Source organism: Pseudomonadota bacterium (genome assembly GCA_018823135.1).
Classification (GTDB): Bacteria; Desulfobacterota; Desulfobulbia; order Desulfobulbales; family CALZHT01; genus JAHJJF01.
The window spans coordinates 12,364-24,870 of the sequence record JAHJJF010000126.1; the positions used below are offsets into that span (position 1 = coordinate 12,364).

At 47.9% G+C, this 12,507-nt stretch carries 9 protein-coding genes and 1 tRNA gene; all 10 read right to left on the reverse strand.

Annotated elements, in window-relative coordinates; genetic code table 11:
* Position 1: 1 nt before the first annotated feature.
* Entirely contained in the window at positions 2 to 916 is a 915-nt protein-coding gene (locus tag KKE17_12980) for an NADH-quinone oxidoreductase subunit H (GenBank protein ID MBU1710910.1), read from the reverse strand.
* 9 nt (positions 917 to 925) lie between these two features.
* Positions 926 to 2,953: a hypothetical protein gene (locus KKE17_12985; GenBank protein ID MBU1710911.1), complete on the reverse strand. Its 2,028-nt coding sequence runs from the start codon at positions 2,951 to 2,953 to the stop codon at positions 926 to 928.
* A complete protein-coding gene (locus KKE17_12990; GenBank protein ID MBU1710912.1) occupies positions 2,950 to 3,687 on the reverse strand; it encodes a helix-turn-helix domain-containing protein in 738 nt (245 codons plus the stop codon). Before KKE17_12990 ends, KKE17_12985 begins: the two co-directional genes overlap by 4 nt.
* Positions 3,688 to 3,869: 182 nt before the next feature.
* Positions 3,870 to 3,946 (reverse strand) — tRNA-Arg (locus KKE17_12995).
* Positions 3,947 to 4,385: 439 nt separating this feature from the next.
* Positions 4,386 to 6,713, reverse strand: a complete 2,328-nt coding sequence (cysS, locus tag KKE17_13000) for a cysteine--tRNA ligase (GenBank protein MBU1710913.1) — start codon at positions 6,711 to 6,713, stop codon at positions 4,386 to 4,388.
* A 526-nt stretch (positions 6,714 to 7,239) separates the two neighbouring features.
* The gene (nrfD, locus tag KKE17_13005; GenBank protein MBU1710914.1) at positions 7,240 to 8,409 is read right to left on the reverse strand and encodes a polysulfide reductase NrfD; all 1,170 of its coding nucleotides are present in this window, start codon (positions 8,407 to 8,409) and stop codon (positions 7,240 to 7,242) included.
* A gap of 11 nt (positions 8,410 to 8,420) precedes the next feature.
* Positions 8,421 to 9,269: a 4Fe-4S dicluster domain-containing protein gene (locus KKE17_13010; GenBank protein MBU1710915.1), complete on the reverse strand. Its 849-nt coding sequence runs from the start codon at positions 9,267 to 9,269 to the stop codon at positions 8,421 to 8,423.
* Positions 9,269 to 9,646 (reverse strand): sulfate reduction electron transfer complex DsrMKJOP subunit DsrJ, encoded by a 378-nt coding sequence (gene dsrJ / locus KKE17_13015; protein ID MBU1710916.1) that lies wholly within the window; start codon positions 9,644 to 9,646, stop codon positions 9,269 to 9,271. Before dsrJ ends, KKE17_13010 begins: the two co-directional genes overlap by 1 nt.
* A 4-nt stretch (positions 9,647 to 9,650) precedes the next feature.
* On the reverse strand, positions 9,651 to 11,297 hold the full coding sequence (locus KKE17_13020; GenBank protein MBU1710917.1) for a (Fe-S)-binding protein: 1,647 nt from the start codon (positions 11,295 to 11,297) through the stop codon (positions 9,651 to 9,653).
* 74 nt (positions 11,298 to 11,371) lie between these two features.
* Positions 11,372 to 12,409, reverse strand: a complete 1,038-nt coding sequence (gene dsrM, locus KKE17_13025) for a sulfate reduction electron transfer complex DsrMKJOP subunit DsrM (GenBank protein ID MBU1710918.1) — start codon at positions 12,407 to 12,409, stop codon at positions 11,372 to 11,374.
* Positions 12,410 to 12,507 lie beyond the last annotated feature (98 nt).

Here is a 12,507-nt window from a genome sequence, read left to right on the forward strand (position 1 = left end):
ATTACCTCAACAGCAGGATCAGGGCGAAAAAAGAGAGGAGAGTGGTGCCGATGAGTAACTGGGGCAACCGCAGCAGACGCAGCCGGGCCATGGCCGACTCCACGAGTCCGACCAGAACCGCGAGCGCCGCAATACCTCCGCAAAAGATCAACATATCCAAAATCAGAGGGCCTTGGAACGGCAGCAGGAGATTAAGGATCAGGGTTCCGGACAAGAGCAGTTTCATGGCAGCGCCGTAAAGGATCAGGCCATAATCCGACCCACTGTGGTCCAGAATCATCACCTCGTGGATCATGGTCAGTTCCAGGTGAGTGTTGGGATCGTCGAAAGGGATCCGGCAATTCTCGACGAGCAGCACTATGAACAGGCAGCAGGCGATAATCGCCAGGGAAAAACCTGCCGGGGAAAAGAGCAACCACCCGGTTGTCACAGCGCCGAACATGTTGTTCAGTGAGAAGGCCCCGGATACTCGAATCAAGACAATGAAGGCAACGAAGACGGTCGGTTCCACCAGCACCGAGAAAGTGGCCTCACGCGCCGCGCCCATGTGTTCAAAACTCGAGCCGGTATCCAAGGCGGCCAGTATGGTGAAAAAACGGGCGACTGCCAGCAGGTAAATAAACAGGATTGGATCTCCGGGAAAAGAAAGCGGCGCCGCTGTGGCGCCAAAGGGAACGAGCATGGCGGCCAGCACCGGCACGGTGAATCCGACCACCGGCCCGGCCCGGAAGATCCAGGTTGTAGTCCGGCTGATTACCATGTCTTTGCGGAACAGTTTCCAAAGATCGAGATACAGCTGCGTCACAGGTGGGCCCTGGCGTCCGGCGATCAGAGCCTTGGTCTTGGCAATAATGCCGGAAAGTAAGGGCGAAAGTCCGAACAGGAGCAACAGGTGTATGGCGAGAGATTCCATCATAGGATCGGCCTAATTTAACAGAAATGACCAGCCGAGCAGGAGCACGGTGGTCAAGAACATATAAAAAATATATACATTCAGACGGCCGGCTTGAAGACGTCTGAAAAAATGGGCGATATCTCCGCAACCTCTGAACAGGGGGGTAAGCCAGCTCTGCAGTACCGGGTCGGGACTGTCCAGAGTGAAGATCATCGGCGCGGCGAACAGGAGGCGGCGTCCGATGATGTTCATTGTGTAGACTGGTTTCAGGCAGGCGCAGTAAATCCCCTCCTGGGCTAACTGAGCGTAACCGCCAGCAGTGTAAGCCATTTTAGGGACTGTTTTCCAGAAACCGCAGGCCCAGGTGCCGATGTTTCGGGGTTTCCTGCGGACCTTATAACGCAATGCCAGGATCCCCGCCACGGCTACAATCGCCGACAGAACGCCCAGACTCCATGCCGGGCCGAAGGGCAGAGGCATAACTGCTGCGGGGTTAGGGCTACCGGGAGCGAGAATCATAAGCGGCTGAGCAAGGAAACCCATGGCTGCCAGAGGGAAGACGCCGATGGCAAGACACAGCAGGGCAGGAATGAGCATTGCCGCCAGCATGGGCCATCCGGCCTCGTGCGCGATTGCGCCGCTGTCGCTCCGTGGTTCGCCGCAGAAAACCATGCCGACGATACGGGTCATGGCGAGGAGCACGAGTCCGCCGGTCAAGGCCAGAAGCACTGCGAAAACCATGTAGAGGAATGCCTGGCCGCCGGAGCTCGATAACCCGGCCTGGAACAGACCGAGGTAGATGAGCAATTCGCTGATGAACCCGTTCAACGGTGGGAGCGCGCTGATCGCTGCGGCGCCGGTAAGCATCAGTCCGCCTGTAAAGGGCATGGGGCGGAGAAGACCTCCCAGTCTGGAGATGATTCTGGTTCCGGAGGCATGGTAAACGGACCCGGCCCCCAGAAAGAGAAGTCCTTTGAACAAGGCATGGTTCCAGACATGAAGCAGAGCGCCGGCCAGGGCCAGGGAGGCACCTACCCTCTGGCCAGAGGCCCCGCAATAGAGCCAGAGGCCGAGGCCGAACATGATGATGCCGACATTCTCGATAGTGGAATAAGCCAGTGACTTCTTGAAGTCGGTCTGCTGGATGGCCATGGCAATTCCGTAAAGGCTGCCGGTTATGCCAATACCGGCAACCACCAGACCGCACCAGGGGGGCAGGACCGGAAGAAAGGTGAAAAACCGCAGAAATCCATACAGCGCGCATTTGATCATCACTCCGGACATGAGCGCTGATATATGACTGGGTGCAGCGGTGTGGGCTTCAGGTAACCAGCAGTGGAGCGGGAACATGCCGGCCTTGGTGCCGAAGCCGATGAGCAGACAGAAAAAAATGGTTATCGCGCCAGACGTGGACAGGACTCCCAGCACTGTGAAGGAAGCGAAGTCAAAAGTTCCGGCAAGGTTGTACTCAACAAGAAAGAAGCCGAAAATAAAGGCTGTTCCGAGATGGGTGGCGCTCAGATAAATCCATCCGGCCCGGCGCGCCTGTTCGCTGTCGAGGTCGAAGACTACCAAAAAGAAGGAGGACAGCGACATCAATTCCCAGGCCACAAGAAAAACAAAACTGTCGGCAGCGGTGACCACCAGGGCCATGCTGAGGGCCAACAGATTGAACAGGAACCAGTGGCGGACCGTGACGAAACGGCTTTTTTCAAAGTCCAGAGACTGGAAGGCATACAACGCGCTACAGAAAACGAGCAAAAACACGGGCATCAGGAAAAATACGGCGAGACCGTCGAGGGCGATGGACGGATTGATGACGCAATCCGTCTGCAGCAATTGAAAACGCTCTGCCGGGCCGCCGGAGAGAACAATAATCGCAGCGATCATGCCGGCCACTGCGCCTAGCATGGCGCAGCTTGTGCCTAGCAGGTGAGAGGCCTTGCCGGCTAAACAGAAGGCAATGGGCAGCAACGCTCCCCCCAGAAAGACAATTAATGCTCCGAGAAACAGTTTCATAACAGGGATGGCGATCATGCCGGGGAAAATCTCTGTCACTTCAGAGCGACCTCGTCATGATCAAAAGGCAGGGAGGTTTCCCGAAGCTCTGCCTTCAATTTTCCTGGGGGCAGGAGGGTTTCCTCCCGTTCCTGGAGATATTGCAGCAGTTCCTTGCGGGGAAGCTGTTTCCGTATTTCGACGCTTACTGCCGGTTCAAGCAGGAGGCGGCGTAAGCGGGTTTCGAGGATAGCCTGCTCGCTGGCATTGGCAGCAAGAACCAGAATAATGACCTCTGCCGGTAAACCGTCAAGGGCCTTGAAGTCAGTTGGATCTTCGAGAAAACCAAAGATAATGAGCGATCGATCGAGAAACACGGGATGATCTGAGCTCGGCGCCATGCAAGCGATCCCGGCAAGGGATGAGGGCGCCAGGGCTTCCCGTGCGAGAATGGAATATTTGAAGTTTTTGGGATTGAACTCACCTGTCCGGGGAATGGTGAGCAGCAGCTCGTCCAGAGCTTCGTCCCGGTTGCAACCCTGAATCCGGTACATTACCGAACCGTTTTGCAAGGCTTTGGCAATGGTGATAGTGTAGTCGATGCTGTCAATGGTTCCGCCGTCTACGGAACGTGGAGAAGTCCACTTTTCCACGTTGTCGGCCCGGAACCGCCATTGGCCGCCGATCTTTACCGCAAAAGGGATCTGGTTGTCATTGAGCATGCGATAGACAGTTTTATCCGAAACGCCTATTTTTAGGGCAAACTCCTTAACGCTGATGAATAGTCTGTTCATGTTTGTCTACTCATGTCTAATTTTGTCCACACACGGGAACTATTATTAGAACCAGTTTGATTAATTGTCAAGTCTAAAGAAGTTGTGGAGGAAACAGGATCCCAAAGAACTGACGGAGAGAAGATGGTTTTGCGGATAAAAAAAAGCACCTAACTCAATATGAGCTAAGTGCTTGATATTATTGGTACGCCTGAAGGGATTTGAACCCCTGACCTACGGATTAGAAGTCCGTTGCTCTATCCAGCTGAGCTACAGGCGCATATATTTAGAATACACATTAATAAGCAGTTGTAAACAACCGTAATCCGCCAGTGCCGGATTCTTCAATATGCCTGACCGGGAAAAAAAACCTTTACTGTTCCAATAATTTCAACAGGCTAAACGATTAAATCATAAAAACCGAGTTGTCACCCTCTCTGCACGAGAGGGTAGAGACTTCGATGTTTCGCACAGAAGGCCTGAAATAGAAACGGTTCTTTATCATTTAACAGATGATTTTGCAACCCCAATCAATTCTTCTTATTACTATTCAAGTGCATGCAAAATCTTAAATAAGCTTTCAAATAGAACTGTTCAGCAACGCCCAGGACTTGTTCGAAGAGAGCCTTCATCTATACATCGGTCCACTGGTTGCTCTGGTCGTGCAGGTAAACGGCGAGTAGTGGAGAACCCGAAGCTTGAATGCTGCCCATAATTTATTACTTCCTTTTAACCTCTTTCCACATCGTACCCTTTTCCGTGTCAATTACATTGATGCCCTGTTTGTTGAGTTCCTCGCGAACACCGTCGGCCTTTTCCCAATCTTTTTCCTTTCTCGCCTCTTCCCTTTCCTTGATGAGTTTATCGATCTCAGGAGTAAGTGGACAGAAATCGAGCCTTAATATATTGACGATGCTGTTTATTTTTTTGAGAGATTCGAGGAAATACCCCTTTTGATCACGGTCCAGCTGCCCTTCACTCAAAATTGAATTAGCCTTTTTAATACAATCAAAAACCGCAGCCATCGCCTTTGATATATTAAGATCATCATCAAGGGCTTGAAAAAACTTCTCTTCCATCTCAGTGAGATACGTTGCCACATGGGGATGAGGCAATCCCTGGGGCAGACAAAGAAGCTTTTGGGTGAATTCATCAAGGCGTTTGAGAATTTTTCGCGCATTATCAAGCCGTTTATAGGAAAAAAGAATCGGCTTTCTGTAATGAGTTTGAAGCAATAGCAGTCGGACCTCACGCGCAGAATAACCCTTATTAATAACATCGGCCAGGGTAACAAAATTGTCCTGAGTCTTGGACATCTTTTTGCCGTCAACCAGGACCAGCTCGCTGTGCATCCAGTAGTTGGCAAGCTTCTTGCCGGTGAGCGCTTCGGAAATTGCTATCTCGTTTTCATGGTGCGGAAAGATAAGATCACGGCAGCTGGTATGGATATCAATTGTTTCTCCAAGATAATGATGCACCATTGCCGCGCATTCAATATGCCAACCCGGTCTGACATTGCCCCATTCAGTCTCGTAGAATATGCCTTTTTTGAGCTCGGTGAGTGTTGAACGTTTCAAAAGAGTAAAATCAACCGGGCTGTCCTTCTCATAATTATCAAGATCAACGGTCTTGCCGAATTGAATCTTGCTCAAATCTACTCCGGAAAGTTTACCGTAATTATTGAATTTAGAAATATCAAAATAGATGGAGCCATGCTTTTCATATGCAAAGCCTTTACCTATGAGTTGTTTGGAAATGTCAATCATGCCGTCGACATGTTTCGAAGCCTGGGGATAATGGGTGGCCTTTTTAACACCCAACAAGTCAATATCATTCTTGAATTGCTGAATAAATGAGCCGGTGAAATCTTTAAGTGATTCCCCGCTATTATCCGCACCATGAATGGTGTTGTCATCGAGGTCGGTAAAATTCATGCAGTACTGAACATCATAGCCTTTATTCGTAAGAACCCGGTTGATCAGATCAGAGAGGATGAATCGACGGCAATGCCCGAGATTTGCATTTTCATGAGCAGTGGGACCGCAGGCATAGAAGGTAACTTTACCCTCAAAAATCGGTTTAAAAACTTCCTTTTTCTTTGATAACGTGTTGTAAAATCGTAACAGGGATTTTTTTTCCTTCGGGCTCTCTTCCTTGGAAAACAGTGAGGTGCTGAGATACTTTTCACCACCGTCTGGAAAAATCACCACGAGCAAGCCTTCCTTGATCTGCTCGGCCCGGGTCAAAGCGGCACAGAACGCCGCCCCGGAACTCATTCCAACAAAGATCCCTTCCTTTCTGGCTAGGAGTCTTGCCTTATCAAAGGCCTCTTCATCCGGAATATTAATGATCTGATACGGTAATTTTTTATCAAAAATACCTGGCGTATAGGATTCCTTCATGTTCTTGAGCCCCTGGATCTTATGGGCATAAAAAGGCTCCATGGCGGTAATTCTTACTTCCGGGTGATGTTCCTGAAAATACTTACAAAGCCCCATTGCAGTGCCGGTGGTGCCAAGGGTCGTAACAATATCGGTTACCTCGCCGTTGGTCTGTTCCCAGATTTCAGGACCGGTATTGGTGTAATGGGATTTCCAGTTTGCTTCATTATTGAACTGATCAGTAAGAAAATATCGGTCCGGATGTTCGCGGGCCATGGCATAGGCCTGTTCTATGGCACCGTCAGTACTTTTCTTTGCGGGGGTTAGCAGGATATCCGCGCCGAAGGCAACCATTATCTTCCGGCGTTCAATACTTGCTGATTCCGGCATAACGAGCTGACAGCGATATCCTTTGACTGCACAGACCATGGCGAGGCCGATGCCGGTATTACCGCTGGTTGCTTCTAAGACGATTTTATCAGGGGTAAGTAAACCCTTCTGTTCAGCATCATTAATCATGAACAGGGCAATCCTGTCTTTGACCGATCCCCCGGGATTAAACGATTCAAGCTTGGCAAAAATCTTAACTTTTGGATATGGATTAAGCCTGTTTATGGGAACTATCGGAGTATTTCCGATCCGATCAAGAATACTTGTAAATGCCATTCTATAGCCTTTGATAAATGAAGTTCAGCAGTTATTGATGGCGTCGCAAAAAGTAGCTAATGCATCGCGTCATGTTCACGAAATGCTCAACAGACCATACATGATATGTGTATGCATCTGCTTTCGCGACGACTCGACTCCTCGGAGTCTGCGCTTTCATGCATATCAACTTTTCGAAGTCTACGCAATCTACTAAGCCATCCTAAAACGATACGATGGACTTTTCAGGAGTCCAGCTGTTACTGATATTTTGTTACGAGTCTATTAATCAACCACGTTCAAGGCAAGTAACCCAAGATGGGAGACGAATACGATTCGTCCGAAAAAATATATACCAAGACGCCGAGCAACAGGCAATGCAATCAATGTCATATCCAAAAATGACGGATTAAAGATTACTTATCCGCAAGAAGCCGATGGAAATTTTAAAATAGCCGCACTTCGTTGAAATTTAAACAAAAAAAAGCAAGTTCCCGCTACAACGAGAACTTGCTTTTTTATAACAAACTTTTTTAAAACCTGGTGTTTATGATTCCTTCGCAAGCTTGACGCTTATCGCAACCTTATAAAGTATGGTGAGAATAAGGAACCCTGATGCCCACACACCCATTGTGATTGCGATTTCACCAAAGGATGGGTAATACTCGGTAACATAATCCAACGGACTGGGGACAAAACCGCCGAGCACAAAACCCAAACCTTTGTCGATCCACAGAGAGAAAAACATGAGAAGACAGGCGATCATAATGGTTTTTTCATTTTTTCTTGTCTGAGGTGTAAAGAACAGCGCAAGGGAGGCAAAACCCATGATTACCGAAATCCACATGAATTTGACAAGGTTATTATACATATGACCGTCATGCTCAAGGCCAAAGAAAAGATATTGCAGGGTATGTTTATGTCCTGGGATATTGCTGTAATATCCGACAAAAAATTCCAGGCCGACAAAAAAGAAATTCAGTAGAGCAGCATAACTGATAATGGTAATCAATTTCTGTGTGGCGGTCTCTCCAACATCGAATTTGCTAACCCTCTTCAAAATCAGAGCAATCAACAGAAGTAAAGATGGTCCTGCAGCAAAAGCTGAGGCGAGAAATCGAGGTGCGATAATCGCTGAAAGCCAAAAATGACGGCCACCAAGACCACAATAGAGCATTGCTGTTACTGTATGGATACTGATCGCCCAGGGAATTGAAAGATAGATAAAAGGCTTGAGCCATTTAGGCGGCGGCACTTCTTTAGCCTCGGAATTCAAAACTACCCATCCCACCAGGACATTCAGGAACAAATAGCCGTTAAGCACTATCATATCCCAGAAAAGCATGGAGTTCGGTGTCGGGTGCAAGAGAACATTCAAAGCGCGAGTCGGTTGACCTAAGTCGGCCATAATAAACATCAGACACATGGCAATGGCAGCAATTGCCATAAATTCACCGAGAATGGTAATCCTGCCGAACGCCTTATAATTATGGACATAATAGGGGAGCACCAGCATGACACCCCCGGCGGCAACGCCGACAAGAAAGGTAAACTGAGAAATATAGATTCCCCAGGACACATCCCTGCTCATCCCTGTATATCCAAGACCATAGTTAAACTGTTGGACATAACATAATGCGCCGACTCCTATGATAGAGAGGAGAAAGATCATCCATGTCCAGTATCCTTGATTTCCCTTGAGTGCCTTTTCAATCATGACTTTTCACCTTATATGATGTAAAAAACTGAAGGTAGGGTTCCCAGAGCTGGTTTACGTTGAATTGTAAATTTTGTCTTTAGGACCTTAGATATTTCCGAATGAGGATCATTCATATCACCGAAGTACATGGCTTGTGCACTGGCGGCAATCTCCACACATTTGGGCGGGAGATTCTCCGCAAGTCTTTCGGCGCAGAAATTACATTTTTCAACAACACCGCGCATACGAGTTGGAAATTTTTCATTAAGATCTTTTATAAATTTCAATTTGCCATTTGCATCTTTCTCGCGGGGACTCCGCCAGTTAAAACTTCTCGCCCCGTATGGGCAGGCAGCCATGCAGAATCGGCAACCGATGCATCGATGGAAATCCATGATTACAGCACCGTTGGCAGCCTTGAATGTCGCCTTGGTCGGGCAGGCCCGGACACATGGGGGATCATCACAATGGTTGCAGACTGCAAGAAACGGCAGTTGATGGAGTTCTTCATTCTTTTTATAATGGCTGTGATCCGGAAAGAGGTTTTCAAATTTTTCAATCCAGAGCCACTTGATTTCATCTTTGGGGTTGCCAAAATCAGGGACGTTATGAATCTGATGGCAGGCTGCTACACATTTTTCAGCCAAACCTTTGTTTTCAGCAAACTTCTTGACATCAATCGCCAGTCCCAGGCGGACGCCGGTTGGTTTTTCCGCAGGCATCTCGCCGTGTGCATCACTAGGTGAATCACTGTGGCCGGCAGAAGAGGAAGCCTGAACATTGCCTTTCATTAATAAATTTAATGCCGATGGCGCTGCAACACCCGCAATCGCGGACATCCCGGCGATCTTCAATAAATTTCTACGCTTCATATCCATTACAGTGTCTCCTTGGGTAGGAAGTGGCAATCCCAACAATAGGGTTTGACAGATGCATATAGATGGCATTGATCACAAAACTTCTCTTTGCTGGTATGGCAGACCATACAACCGTTCATCAGGCTTCTATCGTATGTTTTATTGCCGACTTTTAACTTTTCTCGATTACCCTCGCGAAGAACATTATCGCGCCATTCGTTAAGCAGAACCATATGCGTAGTACGCATATACTGGGTGTCTTTGACACATTCCTTAACATCTTTAGGCTTTTCAACATTCGGGATGGCACCTGCATCGCCATGGTTGTACCAGATAGGAAATGTCATAAGGCCAGCAAAAATAATCAATCCGACTATTATTTTTCCACCGTCATACATAATATCACCCTTCCATTCCTGCAAGCGGAGCAAATCGAAGATCCTGATCGCGCTCTTTTTCACCATCCATTATCAGAGAATTTCCGACCAGTTCGGAAACGCCGCACACGCCAACATTTGGATTCCAGTATTCCATCAAAGCAAGCAGGGTAGCGCGATCAATAGCGCAGACACAGGAAAGCATGTTGACACCGTATTTCTCTTCAACATATTTCACAGCATTTGCCCTAGGCAACCCGCCGCGCATCCTAAGTTCCATAATCTCACCGGTATTCAAGCCCGTGCCGCTGCCGCAGCAGAACGTCTGCTCACGAATGGCATTTTCCGGCATATCATGAAAATTATTGCAGACATTATTCAAAATATAGCGAGGTTCATCCAGCATCCCCATTCCCCGGGAAGGATTACATGAATCATGGAAAGTAACAACTCTATGGTCATTCCTGCTCTTATCTATCTTCAGTTTATTATGATAGATAAGGTCAGCAGTGAATTCGCTGATATGAACCATTTTCAGGGCCGCGGCGTTATCAAAACGAGTACCGGTAATCGGCGATACGGGAATTTCCATGAAATCCCCCGGTTCATTCATTGTCGCCATATATTGATGGACAACCCGCCACATATGGCCGCATTCACCGCCGAGGATCCACTTGACCCCCAGTCGTTTGGCCTCGGCGTACATCTTTCCGTTAAGCTTCTTCATCAATTCATTATTGGTAAACGATCCGAAGTTTCCGCCCTCTGATGAATAGGTGCTTATCGTATAGTCAAGCCCGATATGATCAAAAATCAGCAGATAGCCCATAAAGGTAAATATGCCAGGATCGGCAAAAACATCTGCTGAAGGAATGACAAAAAGCACTTCAGCGCCTTTGCGATTGAAGGTCAAACTGTTCAAGTGGATACCGGTTACTTCTTCGATATCATCGAGCAGAAATTCAGCATTTTCCTTGAAGGTATGGGGCTGAAGCCCGAGATGATTGCCGGTGCGGTTGGAATTTGCCGCAGGCTCAAGTATCCAGTTGGTGCCGACTCCGACCAGGTGGAGAAGTTCACGGGCCATCATGGTTATTTCTGCAGTGTCAATACCATATGGACAGAAGACCGAGCATCTCCGACATTCAGTACACTGGTAAAAATACATGAACCATTCCTTCAGAACTCCAAAGGTCATTGGTCGCGCCCCGGCGAGTTTGCCAAGTATTTTTCCAGCCTTGGTGAAATCGTTTCTATAAACGGAACGCAGAAGTTCGGCTCTTAGAACCGGCATATTCTTCGGATCGCCGGTACCCAGGAAGAAATGGCATTTATCTGCACAGGCGCCGCAACGAACACAGCAATCCATGAAGATTTTAAAGGAACGGAATTTATCAAGACGTTCCCTGATGCCGTTGATGATTATTTCCTTCCAGTTTTCCGGCAGTTTCCAGTCATCGCTTTCAACGTCCCATTCTCTGGGCTCGCCGAAAAGACCCGGTAAGCTTTTATTGTGGTACGCGACCATGCTGGCTTTTGCTGGATAACAATAATTCCCGGGCTTGAAAATTGCCGGAACATCCATCCAGTCTCTGGTCGGGATGGCTCCCGTCATCAGAGAAGGATCTCTAGCAACCATAACACCTAATTCATCTGCTTTCGGCTGTGCCATTTTCATTCTTCCTTATAAGCTGATGTTTCTTGCTTGTGACAGCTCTAAATTTCTCCGGAGCTGGTATTTCCCTATTACTCTTTAGCGGTTTCATCTGCTGCAGCTGGAGGCGGTGGCAATTCCTTTTCCACCGGCAGTCCCGCGTCAACCATGAACTCACGGAAATCATCCTCATAACCGGCATAGGAATGCGGTTTGATATTCGGATCGTTCCAAGGATTTACATGGCGGACCGAGCGACTATTGTTGGCAAGATTCCGCGTCGGACTCATGAACACCCCGCCCAGATGCATCAATTTACTGAATGGGAAATAAGCCATGAGCGTACAAACCAGTGCAACATGGATAAAAAAGATTGATCCTATTTCACCAGTAAACTGCGGTGAAAAGGTGACCAGACCCATAAGCAATTTCTTGATGCTATCGATATCGACACGCAAAAAATAACGCATCAGGATACCGGTGCTGGCGATACCAAAAATAAGCAGTAATGGGAAATAATCGTTTGCAAGTGAAATGTAACGAATCTGGGGCATAAGAACCCGGCGCACAAAAAGAAAGGTGACGGCAAGAAGTAAAATAAGACCCGACTGGTACAGAACCGGAACGCCGAGCTGCATAATACCGTCACCGAATTCCAAGGCCTGTACAAAAGATGGGACAGGATTGGTAAAAAGGCGCAAATGCCTTATAACAATAACAAGAAATGAATAATGAAACATCAGGCCGAACAGCCAGAGATATTTACTTGAGCCGTATACCAGTTTTGGGCCGTCATGTACTTCCGCCTTCGTGTTTCTGAACAACGATCTGAAAAGAAATACCTCCAGAGCCATTCGGATAAGCACGCCACTCAGGGTAGACGGATCATCAATCTTATCCTGTTTAATCCATGGCAACGAAGCAGCCTGACCACAGGTAGTTGGAATGCGGAATGGCACCGGTGATTTCCCCCAATTTGTCACCCGGTAGATAAAGCCGCCGAGGAAAATTGCGAAGGTCACATAAGGTAAAACCACCCCAAACAACCATTGCCCTCCGGACACTTGCGCTCCGATAAGTGCCAATAGGATAATTGCCAAGACCGCAATTAAGGGATACAGGATTTTCATTTACTGTTACCTCGCATCAAGTTGTACTGTGAATGTTGATGATCTCTTAAAACGCCAAAAAAATTATACGCTTCTACCCGCCTCAGGCGGATTAAAGA

Coding starts and splice junctions, on each gene's coding strand:
- nrfD (MBU1710914.1), bottom strand. CDS start 8,409: ATGATTGAAAAGGCACTCAAGGGAAATCAAGGATACTGGACATGGATG.
- dsrM (MBU1710918.1), bottom strand. CDS start 12,409: ATGAAAATCCTGTATCCCTTAATTGCGGTCTTGGCAATTATCCTATTG.
- KKE17_12980 (MBU1710910.1), bottom strand. CDS start 916: ATGATGGAATCTCTCGCCATACACCTGTTGCTCCTGTTCGGACTTTCG.
- dsrJ (MBU1710916.1), bottom strand. CDS start 9,646: ATGTATGACGGTGGAAAAATAATAGTCGGATTGATTATTTTTGCTGGC.
- cysS (MBU1710913.1), bottom strand. CDS start 6,713: ATGGCATTTACAAGTATTCTTGATCGGATCGGAAATACTCCGATAGTT.
- KKE17_13020 (MBU1710917.1), bottom strand. CDS start 11,297: ATGGCACAGCCGAAAGCAGATGAATTAGGTGTTATGGTTGCTAGAGAT.
- KKE17_13010 (MBU1710915.1), bottom strand. CDS start 9,269: ATGGATATGAAGCGTAGAAATTTATTGAAGATCGCCGGGATGTCCGCG.
- KKE17_12990 (MBU1710912.1), bottom strand. CDS start 3,687: ATGAACAGACTATTCATCAGCGTTAAGGAGTTTGCCCTAAAAATAGGC.